At 72.0% G+C, this 14,973-nt stretch carries 14 protein-coding genes; 3 read left to right on the top strand and 11 right to left on the bottom strand.

Annotation, left to right across the window (positions count from 1 at the left end; all coding sequences use genetic code 11):
* Nucleotides 1-57 precede the first annotated feature (57 nt).
* Nucleotides 58-1,233 (top strand): SAM-dependent methyltransferase, encoded by a 1,176-nt coding sequence (locus AB0B14_RS06360; RefSeq protein ID WP_357521682.1) that lies wholly within the window; start codon nt 58-60, stop codon nt 1,231-1,233.
* Nucleotides 1,234-1,241: 8 nt separating this feature from the next.
* On the opposite strand, the gene AB0B14_RS06355 is transcribed toward AB0B14_RS06360, so the two are convergent.
* On the bottom strand, nt 1,242-1,694 hold the full coding sequence (locus AB0B14_RS06355) for a hypothetical protein (RefSeq protein WP_357079290.1): 453 nt from the start codon (nt 1,692-1,694) through the stop codon (nt 1,242-1,244).
* A gap of 250 nt (nt 1,695-1,944) precedes the next feature.
* Here AB0B14_RS06355 and AB0B14_RS06350 point away from each other — a divergent pair, with 250 nt between their 5' ends.
* Entirely contained in the window at nt 1,945-2,361 is a 417-nt protein-coding gene (locus tag AB0B14_RS06350) for a helix-turn-helix domain-containing protein (RefSeq protein WP_357079287.1), read from the top strand.
* 148 nt (nt 2,362-2,509) lie between these two features.
* On the opposite strand, the gene AB0B14_RS06345 is transcribed toward AB0B14_RS06350, so the two are convergent.
* The 3 genes from AB0B14_RS06345 to AB0B14_RS06335 form a co-directional block, all read right to left on the bottom strand.
* A complete protein-coding gene (locus AB0B14_RS06345) occupies nt 2,510-3,616 on the bottom strand; it encodes a hypothetical protein (RefSeq protein WP_357521680.1) in 1,107 nt (368 codons plus the stop codon).
* Between the two features lie 291 nt (nt 3,617-3,907).
* Nucleotides 3,908-6,037: a DEAD/DEAH box helicase gene (locus tag AB0B14_RS06340; RefSeq protein WP_357521678.1), complete on the bottom strand. Its 2,130-nt coding sequence runs from the start codon at nt 6,035-6,037 to the stop codon at nt 3,908-3,910.
* A 39-nt stretch (nt 6,038-6,076) separates the two neighbouring features.
* Complete coding sequence (locus tag AB0B14_RS06335) at nt 6,077-7,825, bottom strand: AfsR/SARP family transcriptional regulator (protein WP_357068419.1); 1,749 nt, start codon at nt 7,823-7,825, stop codon at nt 6,077-6,079.
* 142 nt (nt 7,826-7,967) lie between these two features.
* On the opposite strand from AB0B14_RS06335, the gene AB0B14_RS06330 reads away from it, so the two are divergent.
* Nucleotides 7,968-8,789, top strand: coding sequence for a hypothetical protein (locus tag AB0B14_RS06330; RefSeq protein WP_357068417.1), 822 nt, complete (start codon nt 7,968-7,970; stop codon nt 8,787-8,789).
* Between the two features lie 62 nt (nt 8,790-8,851).
* Here AB0B14_RS06330 and AB0B14_RS06325 read toward each other — a convergent pair whose 3' ends face one another.
* From AB0B14_RS06325 to AB0B14_RS06295, 7 genes are all read right to left on the bottom strand, one after another.
* Complete coding sequence (locus tag AB0B14_RS06325) at nt 8,852-9,598, bottom strand: SDR family oxidoreductase (protein WP_357521675.1); 747 nt, start codon at nt 9,596-9,598, stop codon at nt 8,852-8,854.
* 121 nt (nt 9,599-9,719) lie between these two features.
* The gene (locus AB0B14_RS06320; protein ID WP_357521673.1) at nt 9,720-10,820 is read right to left on the bottom strand and encodes a branched-chain amino acid ABC transporter permease; all 1,101 of its coding nucleotides are present in this window, start codon (nt 10,818-10,820) and stop codon (nt 9,720-9,722) included.
* A complete protein-coding gene (locus AB0B14_RS06315; protein ID WP_357521671.1) occupies nt 10,817-11,707 on the bottom strand; it encodes a branched-chain amino acid ABC transporter permease in 891 nt (296 codons plus the stop codon). Before AB0B14_RS06315 ends, AB0B14_RS06320 begins: the two co-directional genes overlap by 4 nt.
* A complete protein-coding gene (locus AB0B14_RS06310; RefSeq protein WP_357521669.1) occupies nt 11,707-12,432 on the bottom strand; it encodes an ABC transporter ATP-binding protein in 726 nt (241 codons plus the stop codon). The genes AB0B14_RS06315 and AB0B14_RS06310 overlap by 1 nt, the downstream gene beginning before the upstream one ends.
* On the bottom strand, nt 12,432-13,175 hold the full coding sequence (locus AB0B14_RS06305) for an ABC transporter ATP-binding protein (protein WP_357068407.1): 744 nt from the start codon (nt 13,173-13,175) through the stop codon (nt 12,432-12,434). Before AB0B14_RS06305 ends, AB0B14_RS06310 begins: the two co-directional genes overlap by 1 nt.
* Nucleotides 13,176-13,178: 3 nt before the next feature.
* Complete coding sequence (locus AB0B14_RS06300) at nt 13,179-14,378, bottom strand: substrate-binding domain-containing protein (protein WP_357068405.1); 1,200 nt, start codon at nt 14,376-14,378, stop codon at nt 13,179-13,181.
* A gap of 216 nt (nt 14,379-14,594) precedes the next feature.
* Nucleotides 14,595-14,762 (bottom strand): hypothetical protein, encoded by a 168-nt coding sequence (locus AB0B14_RS06295; protein WP_357521667.1) that lies wholly within the window; start codon nt 14,760-14,762, stop codon nt 14,595-14,597.
* Nucleotides 14,763-14,973: the final 211 nt, after the last annotated feature.

Here is a 14,973-nt window from a genome sequence, read left to right as displayed (position 1 = left end):
CCTCGCGCGGTACGGGGGATGTTCCCTTCTCCCACCCCACCTGCCGAAGATGGAACGATGCCGCAACCACTGGACGCCGCCCTGACCGAGGTTCGGGCGCTGCTGCTCGACCCCGCGCTGACCCGGGCGGTCGCCGCCGGACGTCGACGCGGCCGCCGCCCCACCGTTGAGCGGGCCGAACTGCGGCCGGTGCGGCTCAAGGCCGGCCCCCGGATGCAGATCACCACGTCCGACGGTGCCCGCCCGTACACTCGCAACCTCGCCTCCGGCCCCGAGGCCGCCGCGGCGATCGACGAACTGCTCGCCGAGCCGTTCGGCAACTGGCACGTCGAGACAGCCGACGCGACCCTCCAACTGCGGGTGACCAAGTCCGGCGAGGCACAGGTGCACCGAGCCGCGACGTCCCGGCCGGCGGCGACGCCCACCGGAAACGACCGGACGAAGGAATACCTGCTCGACCCGGGTGACCCGATCTTCGCGGAGATCGGCGGGTCGGCGGCCAAGCGCCGCCAGGTGGACGCGTTCCTCCGTGCCCTCGCCGCGACCCTGCCCGACGAGCTGACCGGGCCGCTGCGGGTGGTCGACCTGGGCTGCGGCAACGCCTACCTGACGTTCGCCGCGTACCGCTACCTGTCCGGCCGAGGGCTCGACGTCCAGCTGATCGGCGTGGACGTCCGGGAGGACCAGCGGCGGCGCAACACCGAGTTGGCGCAGCGACTGGGCTGGGCCGACCGGATCAGCTTCGTGGCCGGCACGATCGCCGACGCCGTCGTCGACCCCGCCCCCGATCTGGTGCTGGCGCTGCACGCCTGCGACACCGCCACCGACGAGGCGCTCGCCCGAGCGGTGCGCTGGGAGGCCCGCTGGGTGCTGGCCGCGCCGTGCTGCCACCACGACCTGGCCAAGCAGCTCCGCGCCCACCCCGCCCCGACCCCGTACGACCTGCTGACCCGGCAGGGCATCCTCCGCGAACGCTTCGCCGACGTGCTCACCGACGCGTTGCGCGCCAGCTTGCTGCGGGTGCACGGGTACCGGGCCGAGGTGGTGGAGTTCGTGGACTCCCAACACACGCCGCGCAACCTGCTGATCCGCGCCCGCCACACCGGCGTCGAGGCGACCGAACCGCAGCGCGCGGAATACCGCGAGCTGGTGGAGCAGTGGCAGGTCACGCCCCGGCTGGCGACGCTGCTGGCCACCGACGGTGAACCGACCACCCCGCAGCCCGCGATCTAGTCGGCACCTTAGCGACGCCGTTCGCCGTCGCCGCGACGATCCCGATCGCTGGTGCGCTCGCCACGGTCGAGGATCGTCACCCGCTCGCCACCGCCACGCTGGCCGGCCCGCCCGCGGTCGGCCGGTACGGTGGGGAACGGCACCACCTTGCCCGCGCTCTCGGCGTTGCCGGCGGCGGCGAAGGCGTTCCAGGAGATGTCGACGAGCAGCCTCTTCACCTCCGCGTGCCGGATGGCGGCGTTGTGTTGCAACGCCATCCGGGCGCCCAGCACCACGCCGACAAGCGTGCTGGTGATCGCACCGGTGGCCGCCAGCACCTGTTGGCCGGTCGCGGAGTCGGCGCGGAGCACCATCACCAGCAACCAGATCCAGAACGCGGCGGCGAAGACGCCGGCCTTGGCGACGAAGAAGAGGCTCACCGCACCGGGCTGGTACGGCTGGGGGCGGCTCGAGTCGGCCATGGTGCTCCTCGGCGGTGGTCCGGTCGAACACGGCGGGCGGTCAGACGCCAGGTCGGGGCGGGCACCGAGCCTAGTAGAACAGTGATGATGATCGCTCGGTGTGAGTTGCGGTCGGTACACATCCTGGCGGAGAAAAAGTCTCACCCACGGGACAGTTTGTGCGCTCAGTCAATGGTTTCGGCCCTCGGGCGTACTACCCTCGGAAGGCGCATCGTCCCGGTGCTCCGGCAGGGGGGAAAGTCACACAGGGATGGGATCAGCCGACGCAACACCGCAGATGGCCTTCGCCCGCTTCGTCCGGCGCGCCATCGACGACGCTCGCGACGAACGTGGCTGGACCGTGACCGATCTTGCCGCACACACGGGCGTGGGCCGCTCCACCGTGTTTCGTTGGCTCGCCGGTGACTGGCAGGACTACCCCGAGCTCGCCAAAGTCCGCGGCTTCTGCGCCGCACTGGACCTGCCGGTCGCTGCCGCGTTCCGCGCGCTCGGCCTGCCCGACGCCGGCCCCACGCCCCGCCGACGTCAGGACGACGGCCCCGTCGAGGCCGACGTCCGGGCCATCCTCGATCGACTGGCCGACCCAACGGTCCCCGCCGAGGAGAAGCACCACATCCGCGACCTGCTCCGCTACCTAGCCCGCCGCCCCATCCGCCGAGCCGGCTAACCCCACCCACCCCCACCCACCCCCACCCACCCCCACCCCCACCCCTCACGCGTTGATCATGAGGTTATTGCCGCGACACGCCGACGCGATTGGCAATAACCTCATGATCAACGGGCCGGGCGCGGGCCGGGCGCGGGCCGGGCGCGGGTTAGGGGACTGTGGTGGTGAACTCGGCGGTGTGGACCTTGGTGCCTACTCGGAAGTCCAGGTAGAGGCGGTAGCGGCCGGGGCCGGGGGTGGCCAGCCAGAACTTGATCTGACCGTTTACCAGCTCGGTCTCCGGGTGCACGTGCAGGTAGCCGAGGTCGCCCTCGCGTAGCGCCACCAGGTGCCCGTACGCCCCGAGGTAACGCTCCAACGGCGCCGCACCGTCTGCACTGTCGACTCGGAAGGTCAGCGGCACGCTCGCCCCGACCTGCGGAGTGCCCTGGAAGCCGACGGTGAACCCGTCCACCGTCGTCGAGGTGGCCGGTGCGGGCAGCGGCCGAGGCTGGTAGCCGCCGGGCACGACCAGGTCCGTGCCGAGGGTCACCGCGGTCTGCGCGCCGTTGTCGGCGACCACGGTGAAGTCGGCGTACGCGCGCCAGACACCGGGCTGCGCGAGGGTCAACGGCACCGACCAGGTGCCGTCCGCCGCCATGGTCGGGTGCAGGTGCTGGTAGCCGGTCAGGTCGCGGCGGACGACGATCAGGTGCATCGGCTTGTCGTGGACGACCGCGAAGCGGGTCACCGGCCTGCGCTGCGTGTCGCGCACCTGGAAGCGGAGCTGACCTGGGCGACCGGCCGCGAACTCGGTGCCCAGCGGGGCGAGGGTGAGCCCGGCCGAACTGACCGCCAGCCCGCCCGGCTCGATGGCCGCGCCCTGGTCGGTGCTCGTGGCGGTGCCGTGGCTGTGTGGGCCGATGCCCGGGGGGTCGGTGTGCTCGGCAGCCAGGGATGACGGGCTGCCGGTGGTGGTCCCGGTGGCGTTCAGCCGGCCGAGGCCGAAGCCGAGCAGCACCGCCAGCACCAGCCCGCCGACCACAAGTGCCAGCCGGAGTGTGCTCCGGTCCGGCGCGGCGGAGACCGACTCGGAGACCACCGCCGCGTCGGGAGCCTGGTCGGACGCCGCCGCAGCGGAGACCGGAGCAGACGCCACCGGCACCTCGGGGGCCCGGTCGGACACCGCCACGTCGGAGACCGGAGCAGTTGCCACCGGCGCGTGGGGGGCCTGGTCAGGCACCACCGGCACGGCAGCGGGGTGCTGGTCGGTCATGCCGCCCACCGTACCGCCGTGGCCAGCCACCCCAGGCCGCCGCCCGGACGGCGTGGCGACCGTCGCATTCGCCGCCGCCCGGGAACTTTCCTCCACCAACCCGCACGAACCGGCCCAGCCCGCCGCGGGCGGCGTGGGCCAGCCGGAACCGATGCGGGCGAACGTGGCTCAGCCAGCCACGGCAAGGGGAGCGTGGATCAGCCGGAACCGGTGCGGGCGAGCCAGCGTGGATCAGCCGGCCACAGCAAGGGCCAGCGTGGCTCAGCCGGCCACGGCAAGGGCCAGCGTGGCTCAGCCAGCCACGGCGAGGGCGAGCGGGAGCACGTCGGGTGCGCCGGCCCGGCGCAGTGCCCGGGCCACCAGCGTCATTGTCCAGCCGGAGTCGACCAGGTCGTCGACGAGCAGCACCGGACCGTCCAGCCCGGCCAGGGTGTCGGCCAGGTCGGCCGGCACGGTGAACGTGTCGTGCAACGCGCGTACCCGTTGGGCGCTGTTGCCGCGCGGCCCCGCCGGGCCGCCCGGACCGGCCGGGGTGACCTCGCCGAGCAGCGGCAGCCGGCCCACGGCGGCGATCCGCTCGGCCAACGAGCCGACCAGCCGGGGCCGCCGTCGGGAACCGACCGCGACCACACCTACCGGCCGGCGCGGCCACGGGTCGTCGCCGTGCGCCCACGCCTTCAGCACCTCCACGACCGCGCCGGCGACGTCGTCGGGCACCGGCGCGTCCGGTGCCTCCGGGCCGACGAGATCACGCAGCCGCCCACCCCAGCCCAGGTCGGAGAGGCGCCCGACGGCCCGGCCGGCCAGCGCCTGCTCCGCGGCGGCGATCCGGCCCTTCAGGGGTACGCCCACCGCGTCCAGCCCGGTCGGCCAGAGCTTCTTCGGGGCGATCTCCACGCCGGGTCGGCCCAGGAACGTCTGTGCGGCGGCGAGCGCTGCCGTCGACACGTCGGCGACGAAGAGCGGGTCGGCGCACCTGTCGCACCGCCCGCAGTCGGTCGCCCCGGTGTCGTCCAGGCACTCCCGTAGATACCGCATTCGGCAGTCGGGCGTGGCCGCGTACTCCCGCATGGCCTGTTGCTCGACGGTGCGTGCCTCGGCGACGCGCCGCAACCGGGCCTCGTCGTAGACCCACGGCTCGCCGGTGGCGAGCCACCCACCGCGCACCCGGCGGACCGCGCCGTCCACGTCGAGGACCTTGAGCATCAGCTCCAACCGGGCCCGGCGCAGGTCGACGAGGGGTTCGAGGGCCTGGGTGCTGAGCGGGCGGTCGGTGTGCAGGGCGGCCAGCACGGCGCGCACCTGCTGCTCCGGAGGGAACGCCAGTGAGGCGAAGTAACGCCAGATCGCGGCGTCCTCGACGCCGGGCAGCAGCAGCACCTCCGCGTGCTCCACGGCGCGGCCGGCGCGGCCGACCTGCTGGTAGTACGCGATCGGCGAGGGCGGCGCGCCCAGGTGCACGACGAAGCCCAGGTCGGGCTTGTCGAAGCCCATGCCGAGCGCGCTGGTGGCGACCAACGCCTTGATCTTGTTGTCGAGCAGGTCCTGCTCGGCGGCCCGCCGGTCGGCGTCCTCGACCTGACCGGTGTACGAGGAGACCGGGTAGCCACGGGAGCGCAGGAACTCGGCCGTCTCCCCCGCTGCCGCCACGGTCAGCGTGTAGACGATGCCGGAACCGGGCAGCTGGTCCAGGTGGTCGGCGAGCCAGGCCAGCCGGTGCGCCGGGCTGGGCAGGTCGAGCACGCCGAGGCGCAGCGACTCGCGGTCCAGGGTGCCGCGCAGGACGAGGGCGTCACCCAACTGCTCCGCCACGTCCTGGGTGACCCGGGTGTTGGCGGTGGCGGTGGTCGCCAGCACCGGAGTGCGCTCCGGCAGCTCGGCGAGGAACGTACGCAGTCGCCGGTAGTCGGGCCGAAAGTCGTGCCCCCAGTCGGAGACACAGTGCGCCTCGTCGACCACCAGCAGCCCGGTGGTCGCGGCCAGCTTCGGCAGCACGCCGTCGCGGAAGTCGGGGTTGTTGAGCCGCTCCGGGCTGATCAGCAGCACGTCCACCGCACCGGTCTGGATCTCGGCGGTGATCTCGTCCCACTCGTCGAGGTTCGCCGAGTTGATCGTGCGAGCCCGGATGCCGGCCCGGGCGGCCGCCTCGACCTGGTTACGCATCAACGCCAGCAGCGGCGACACGATGACGGTCGGGCCGGCCTGGTGGCCCTGCTCGCGATCCCGGAGCAGGGCGGTGGCCACGAAGTAGACAGCCGACTTGCCCCAACCGGTGCGCTGCACGCAGAGCACCCGCCGCCGGTCGACGACAAGTGCCTCGATGGCCCGCCACTGGTCCTCGCGCAGCCGGGCGTGGTCGCCGGCCAGCCGACGCAGCACCGCCTCGGCCCGTTCCCGTACCGCCGCCCGCTCGTCGCCCATCCGGCATTTCTACCAGCCCACGCCCGAGAAACCCCACGATCAGCGGGGCACAGTGGGCCCCGCCTCCACCTCCGACGGCGCGTCCGTCGGCGGGACGGGCAGCGGTAGGAAGAGCAGGACGCCGCGGAGCCCGTCGACAACCCCGAGGGGCAGCGGGCAGCGCGCGGCCAGCTCTTCCATCGACGCGTACGGGCCGCGTACCCACCGGTCCATCGCCACCTGCCGGCGTTGCGCGTCGGTGAGCCCGGGCAGTGTGGCGAGCACGTGGTCGGGTACGGCGTTGATGTCCACCAGCCCGCCGTCGTCGAAGGCGCGGGGCAGGTCGGGGCGGCCGATCGCGAACTCCAGACGCGCCGAGGGATAGCGGTGCAGTAGGTTGCGCGCCTGTTCGCGGCGCAGCCGGCGCTCCTCGTCGCGTGCCTGGGCCAGCTGCGGCCGGCCGGTGATCCGCCCCCAGACCCACCGGTTGAGCAGGACCACGTGCAGGGCGCCCACCAGCCAGCAGAGGCCGATCACGCCGAGCCCGAGGAACGCCTCGGCCGCCGAGTCCTCCTTCTCCAGGTCATCGGTGGCGATCATGAAGACCAGCAACACCGCGGTGAGGAGATAGCCGACGGCCGCGAGGCCGAGCCGTCGACTGCGGCGCCGCACCGCGTACGCCAGAATCACCAGCCAGGTCCCGGTGCCGAACGAGAGCAGTGGCAGAAGGGTGCCGGCGACGGTGGCCGTGGTGCTCACCCACGTCGGCAGCGGGTGCCGCTCCCGGCGCGGCTGGTCGACCGCGAACGGGGACGGCGGCCCGGCGGACAGTGCGGGATACAACGGTGACGGCAGATCCGCGTACGGCGGGACGGCCGCCTGGGGCGGTGGGATCGACGCCCGCGCCGGGACGGCCTGGGCGGGCGGTGATGCGGAGGGCGGTGCGGTCGGGGCGGCGGACGGTTGCGCCGGCACCGCGTTCTCTGTCTGCCGGGCGGCGGAAGCCGGAGCGGGCCACCCTGTTTCCGGGACGCCTGCGATGAGGGTCGGGTCGGAGCAGAGGATGCGTTGGTGCAGTGCCTGAAGTGCCTCGCCCGGCCCGATGCCGTACTCCTCCCGGAGCAGGTCACCGAACTCCCGGTAGGCCGCGAGCGCCTCCGCCTGCCGCCCGCTGCGATAGAGCGCGAGCAGGAGCTGGTGCCGCAGTCGTTCCCGGACCGGGAACTCGGCCACCAACTCCACAAGCTCCCCGACCATCTCGCGGTGCCGGCCGAGGTCCAGCATCAGGTCGGCCCGGGTTTCCAACGCGACAGCCCGCAGCTCGACCAGGCGTTGCCGGGCCGCCTCCAGGAACGGCCCGGTGAAGCCGGTGAACGGTTCTCCCTGCCAGAGCGCCAGGGCGGTGGCCACCTCGGTCAGCGCCTCGGCGGCACGACCCTCGGCGCGTCGCTGCCGGGCGCGGTGGATTCCCCGTTGGAAACGGACCGCGTCGAGCGCGTCCGGATCGACGCGGAGCAGATAGCCGGCATCGGTCAGGCTCAACACCTGCCCCGGCGTACGCGGTGACCGGTCCGGTTCCAGCACCCGACGCAACCCGGCGACGTACTTCTGCACCACGTTGGGGCCGTTCGCGGGCGGATCGTCCGGCCAGACCGCCTCGACGATCTGCCCGGTGGGCACCGGACGACCCGCGGACAGCAGCAGAACTGTCAGCACGGCACGCTGTTTGCCGGGACCGAGGTCGATCTCGCGGTCGGCGTACCAGGCCCGCTGAGGCCCGAGGATCTCGAAACGCAGCGTTGCTGACATGCGAATTTCCGCTCCTGACACCTCCGGCAGCGCCGGACGGCAGTGCCCGGCAGCCGGACGGCAGCATATCGGCAGCCGAACCGCCGTGCCCGCCCGCAAGATGGTCACCGGCACAGGCCACGCAGCGAGAAAGAGAAATGTGATGACACAGGCAACGGGCAGCGCGAGCACCACCCGACGCACGGTTGGCGTGATCGCCGCCATGCTGGCCACAACCACCCTGCTCGGGGGGTGTGGGCCCAAGAGCGAACCAGCCTCGGCACCGCAGAGCAGCCCGAGCGCCAGCCCGACCGCCGACCCGAAGGAGACGCTCCTCGGCGCCGTTCCGGACGGCACCGAGGGAACGTTCCGGTTCAGCGGCAAGGACGCGACGAGCACCATCAGCGGGCGAGTCGACCCGGACGCGAAGGGCGTCGAACTGAACACCACGATTCCGCCCGGCGCCGATGGCATCTCCGTCAAGATGTCGGTGCTGATCATCGCCGAGGAAGCCTGGATGAAGATGAAGTTGACCGGCCAGGCGGGCCTGCCGAAGTTCCCGGACAAGTGGATGAAGCTGGACCGCACGAAGCTCACCGACAGCGACACCATCCCGGCCTACGACGGTGCCGACCAGGGCAACGCGGGCCCGCTCATCCAGGCGGCCACCTCGGTGCAGGAGCAGAGCCCCGGGCAGTACGCCGGTGTCATCGACGTCAGTGCCGGTAACGCCGCGAAGGTGCTGGAGGAGGGTGAGGCGGCGGCGCTGGGCGCAGCCGCCAAGACGGTGCCGTTCACCGCGGTGGTCGGCGCGGACAAGCAACTGTCCTCGCTGACGCTGAAGATCCCGGCCGCCGGCAAGGCGAAGGCCTACGACTACGTGATCAACTACGCCGACTACGGCACCGCGCCGAAGATCAGCGTACCGACCGGCGCCGCCGCGACGAACGCGCCGAAGATGGCGTACGAGATCTTGAACAACTGACCCATGACGCACGAAGGGCGGCGGCCACACGGGGGTCCGCCGCCCTTCGGCGTACGTGTGCGTCAGCGGCCGAGGACCGACCCCCCGTTGACGCCGAGGACCTGGCCGGTGACGTAGCCGGCGGCGGGGCTGGCGAGATAGCGGACGGCCTCGGCGATGTCGTCCGGCACCCCGGCTCGCCCGACCAGGGTCGCCGCCACCCGCTTCGCGTGCCCCTCGGCGGTCATCCGGTCACCGAAGAAATCGGTCTCGGCGACATAGCCCGGGCTCACCACGTTGACCGTGATCTGGTCCGGGCCGAGCTGCGCCGCCAGGTCGTACGCCCAGCCGTGCAGGGCGGCCTTCCCCGCCGAGTAGGGCCCGCCGCCGCCCCGCTGCGCGGAGATCGAGCTGACCAGGATCACCCGCCCGCCGGGCCGGCGCAGGACCGGCCGCAGCGCCTCGGTCAGCAGTACGGCGGTGAGGACGTTGGCGTCCAGGTTGGCCCGCCAGTGGGCGGCGATCCCGGCCAGTGTGCCGGTGTCCCCGGCCAGATAGCTGCCAGCGTTGTTGACCACCACGTCGACCGGCCGACCGCCAACCGCCGTGAGCACCCGGTCGACCTGCTCCGGGTCGGTCAGGTCCGCGGTCACGGCGGTGACGGCCTCCGGCCGCCCACACTCGGAAGAGATCCGTCCGGCGGCAGCCGTCACCACGTCCGTCCGCCGCCCAACGATCAGCACGTCGTACCCGTCCCCCGCAAGCGAACCCGCAACGGCCGCCCCAATCCCAGTCCCGCCCCCACTAACAACAGCAATCCGCGACCCCATCCCCAACCTCCCCATCCACAGAACCCCGTCGATCATGACGTTATCGCCATCCACCACGGCGTGTCGTAGCTATAGCCCCATGATCGACGGGGTCGACGTGGTCGACGGGGTCGACGGGGGGTCAGCGTGGGGGGCGGCGGAGGGTGCGGGTTAGGGGGGACAGGCGGGGGGCCAGGCTTGTTAGGCCTCCGGGGAAGAAGTAGACGGCCAGGATGAAGACCGTGCCCAGGACGAAGAGGGGCTGGCTCAGCGGGCGGCTCAGGACGGCCGGCAGGTTGTCCACCGCGTCGCTGGTGCCGAAGGCCGTGAGCCGGTGGTCCAGGTACATGTAGAGGACCCCGCCGAGCACCGGCCCCCACCGGGTGCCCGGGCCGCCGAGCACCACCATGACCAGCAGCGACAGGGTCAGCTCGGAGGACGTGATGTGCGGTGACGCGCCCCCGACGATCAGGACGTAGACCACCCCGCCCGCCGACGCCAGCCCGCCGGCCAGGGTGAACGCCACAAGCTTGTAGCGGTACGGGTCCAGCCCGAGCACACCGATCCGCCGCTCGTCGTCGCGCAGCCCGGCGAGCACCCGCCCGGTCGGCGACCCGCTCACCCGGTGCACCACGAAGACCACGAGCGTCAGGTACGCGAGTGCCAACCAGTACAGGTTGACCGTGTTGGTCACCCCCACCAGCCCGGCGGGCAGCCCGGACACGTCCAGCGGCAGGCCCTCCTCGCCACCGGTGAGGCCGCCGAAGTCCCGCGCGACCAGGATCGCGCCGACCTGGGCGAACGCCAGCGTGACCATGGCGAACGCGATGCCCACGGTCCGCAGCGCCACCGCGCCGAGCAGCGCCGCGAGGATGGTGCCGCCGGTGATGGTCAGCAGCGCCGCCTGCCACAACGGCAGGCCGGCCCGGGTGACGAGGATGTCGGTGCCGTACACACCGGCGGCGAAGTACAGCGCGTGTCCGAAGGAGAGCATGCCGGTCCGGCCGAAGAGCAGGTCGTACCCGGCGGCCAGCCCGCCGAAGATCAGGCAGATGGCGAGCAGTTGCAGGGTCCCGGGCGAGTTGAGCGGCCCCTCGAAGATCCCCGGCAGGGAGATCGTCGAGTACGGCAGGATCGCCAGCACGACCACCGCGACCAACGGCAGGAACGGACGCACGCGGTGCACCCGGCCCGGTCGCGGCGAGGTGGGGGCCGGTGCCGGTGTTGCCTCGATGAGCGTCATGCCGTTGCCACCTTTCCGGCGATGCCCTGCGGACGCAGCAGCAGCACCACGGCCAGCAGCCCGACCACGCAGATGTCGCCGAGCCCGGACGTGCCGTAGTAGTTGACGAACTGCTGCACCAGCCCGACGACGACCGCCGCGTACGCGGAGCCGACCACCGAGCCCATCCCACCGATCACCACCACGATGAACGCGAAGATCAGCAGCGAGCTGCCCTGCCCGGGCGAGACGGTGCCGAAGTAGACCCCGCCGAGCGCCCCGGCGAGCGCGGCGGCCGCCCCACCGATCGCGAAGACGAGCGTGAACGCCTTGCGCACGTCGATGCCGAGCGCGGTCACCATCTCCCGGTTCTCCACACCGGCCCGGATCACCAGGCCGTACCGGGTCCAGCGCAGGAACGCCAGGATCGCGCCGAGCACCAGCACCGCCGCGATGATCAGCAGCAGGCCCCCGTTGGGCACCTGCGCGCCGAGGATGCCGGTCACCTGCCGGGTCCAGTCCGGGCGCGGGAAGGTGCGGGCGTCCGCACCCCAGGTGGCCTGCAACAACGCCACCCCGGCCAGCGACAGGCCGACGGTGACCAGCACCTGTTCGATGGTGCGGGAGTAGAGCGGGCGGATCAGCACCAACTCGACCAGGATCGCCACGAGCGTGCCGGCGGCCACCCCGAACGCGACCGCGAGCACGAAGCCGAACCCGTCGGAGCCCGCGCCCGGCAGGTTGCCCGCCGCCCACCAGGTGCCGTACGCGCCGACGCCGAGGAACAGCCCGTGCGCGAAGTTGAGCACGTCGGCCAGACCGAAGACCAGGGACAGGCCGGAGGCGACCAGGAAGTACAGCGCCGCCAGGCCCAGCCCGGTCAACGTCAACAGGATCACGGTGTCCATCAGTGACTCACCTCCGCCGAGCCCACACCCAGCAGCGACTTGGTCAACGCCGTCTCCAGCAGCAACTCGCGGGCGTCGCCAGTCCAGGCGACCCTGCCGGCGGCCAGCACCACCGCGTCGCGGGCCAGCCGGCGTACCACCGCCAGGTTCTGCTCGACGAGCAGCACCGGCACCGACTCCGCGACCCGTTCCAGCACCTCGGCGACCTCGGTCACCACCTTCGGCGCCAACCCCTTGGTCGGCTCGTCGACAAGCAGCAGCCGGTTGTCGTTGAGCAGCACCCGCCCGATCGCGAGCATCTGCTGCTGCCCGCCAGACAGCGAACCGGCCCGTTGCCATCCGCGCCGGTCCAGCTCCGGAAAGAGCGCGAAGACCTTGTCGTACGCCGGGGTGGTGCCGCGCCGCTCGGCGAGCCGCAGGTTCTCGGCGACGGTGAGGCCGGCGAACACGCACCGGTCTTCGGGCACGTAGCCGAGCCCACCGCGGACCAGCCGGTGGGTCGGGCGGGCCAGCAGGCTCTGCGCGCCCATCCGGATCGTGCCGCGGACCTCCCCGGCGGGCGGGGTGAGGCCGACGATCGCGCGCAGCGTGGTGGTCTTGCCGACACCGTTGCGGCCGAGCAGGACCGTCACGCCGGTCGGGGCGACAGCGAAGGACACCCCCTGAAGGATGTGCAGCCCGGAGATCCGGACCGACAGATCCTGCACCGTGAGAACTGGTTCCATCAGAGCGACTCCCCCAGGTAGGCCTCTTGCACCGTGGGGTTGGCCATCACCGTCTCCGGGGTGTCGCAGGCCAGCAGCGCGCCGTGGTGCATGACGGCGATCCGGTCGGCCAGCTCCAGGATCACGTCCATGTGGTGTTCGACCATCAGCACCGCCCGGCCGCTGTCGCCGGTCAACGACTTGATGACTGCCACCAGCTCGGGCACGTCCTCGGCGCTGACCCCGGCCATCGGCTCGTCCAGCAGCATCACCCGCGGTTCGCCCGCGAGCAGCAGCGCGATCTCCAACTTGCGCTTCTCGCCGTGGGCCAGGGTGCCGGCGAGTGCCGTACCCCGGTGGGCAAGGCCGACCCGGTCGAGCGCCGCGTCGGCGGCGGCGACGACCTCCCGGTCGGCCGCCGCCCGCCGCCACAGTGCCATCGAGCCCCCGCGGTGCGCCTGCACGGCGAGCCGGACGTTCTCCCGCACGCTGAGCGAGCCGAAGACCGAGGACGCCTGGAAGGTACGGCCCAACCCGAGGCGGGCCCGCCGGTGCGGCGGCAACTCCCCGATGTCCTGCCCGTCCAGAACGATCCGGCCCTCCGTGGCCCGGCGCAGGCCGGTGATCAGGTTGAACAGTGAGGTCTTGCCGGCGCCGTTCGGCCCGATCACGCCCAGGAACTCCCCGGGCGCGAGGTCGAGGTAGACGCTGTCGACGATGGCGACCTCACCGATCCGCCAGGTCAGACCGCGGGTGGCGAGCATGGCTCAGCCCTTCATCGCCACGGCCGGCGGCGCGGTCTCGTCACCGGTGAGGCTCTTCTGCGCGGTGGCCGTGAACGCGGTGCCGCTGCCGGTCAGCTTGGCCTGGAACATCGGCTGGAGCAGCGCGTGGTCGGCGGCGCGGATGGTCATCTTGCCCTTGACCCCGTCGAAGCTCCAGCCCTCCAGGGCGGTGACCATCTTGTCGACGTCGTCCCCACCCTCCTGCACCGCACGGACCACCATCTGGGCGGCGGCGAAGCCGTCCGGGTGGAACAGGTCGATGGTGCTGACCTTGGCCTTGAGCGCCTTGCTGGCCTCGGTGTCGCTGGCGCCGTCGAAGTAGTGCGACAGGAAGGAGATCTTCGTGCCGGCCGCGCCGAAGGTGGGCCAGGACGAGCGGATGTCCAGGCCGGTGACGACGGTGGTGGACGAGAGCACGCCCTGCTGGTCGAGGCTCTGCCACATCGCCGGGGCGGTGGTGCCGGCCCAGGCCACGAAGAGCAGGTCCGGCTTGGCCGCCTTGATCTGGCTGGCGAACGGGGTGAACTCGGTGGCGCTGGCCGGCGCCCGGACGCTGCTCACGGTGGCACCCGCGGCACCGATGACGGCCTTGACGGCAGCCTCGTTGGCGTCACCGAACGCGCCGTCCTGGGCGAAGACCACCACCTTCTTGCCGGTCGGGTCGCCGATGAACGACTTGGCGGTCACCACGTCCTGGTAGGACTGCCGCCCCGAGCGGAACGTGTACTTGTTCGCGCCGGTCACCGCGTCGGTGGCGGCCGGGCCGGAGATGAACAGCACCTTGTTCTGTGCCGCGATCGGCGCGACCTGCAACGCCACGCCGGAGGCGGTGGAGCCGGCGATGATCTTCGTACCCTTGCCGATCAGGTCCTTCGCCGCGGAGACCGCCTTGGCCGGGTCACCCGCGTCGTCGACCTCGGTCAGCTCGATCTTCCGGTCGCCGACCTTGCCGGTGCCCTGGGTGGCGAAGTCCAACCCCGCCTTGAACCCCTCGATGTACTGCTTGCCGTAGCTGGCCAGGGCTCCCGACTGGGAGTACACCAGGCCAACCTTGACCGGTGCGGCGTTGTCGCCGCCGCCGGTGGCGGTGTCCTGCGGGCTGCCGCAGGCCGTGGCGGCCAGCGCCGCGGCCATCATCGTGGCGGCGGAGAGGAACGCCCGCCGCGTGTGCCGGACCGTCATCGCGACTCCAGGTGAGGACAGGATGCTGTGTTGTCGGCTCACGCTAGAAGTGACGTCACCCACGGGCTATGTGGCGGAAACACACAAGTAACGGGAATGAGGTGGCCGGGGGTTACAACGGGCCGCACCGCCACCGCGCGACCGGTTCCCCCGATGGCCCGAACCCCCACCGGCCACCCGGCGGATGTGTCGCCTCGCGCCATTCGCCCCGTTCGGTCAGCCGCACGGCCCGTCGTGCTCGGCCGGGCGCGGGCAGCGCCGACGACCGTCGAGCAGGCAGTCACAGCAAACCCGGTGTCGTACGCACTGCGCGTCCTCCTCGGACACCGTCGTCTCGGCCCGGTCCACGTCGGCGAGGAAACCCAGCGCCCGCGTGATCGCCAACCGTGCGTCACCGAGGCACGCAGCCGCTGGACGTAGCCCACCCTCCCAAGATCGCGCCCGGTCGTTGATGTCAACGCCGTTGCGCTAGACGGAATGACTGTTCGTCAACGGGCCCCGGCTCGCCGATCATGGAGTTGTGGTGGGTAACAGAACGCCCGTAAAACCCCCAAAGTCGGCACCACAACTCCATGATCGCCAAGCCGGGGCCAAC

This window comes from Micromonospora sp. NPDC049171, assembly GCF_040648275.1.
Taxonomy (GTDB): domain Bacteria; phylum Actinomycetota; class Actinomycetes; order Mycobacteriales; family Micromonosporaceae; genus Micromonospora.
This window is presented reverse-complemented; position numbering and strand designations above follow the sequence as displayed.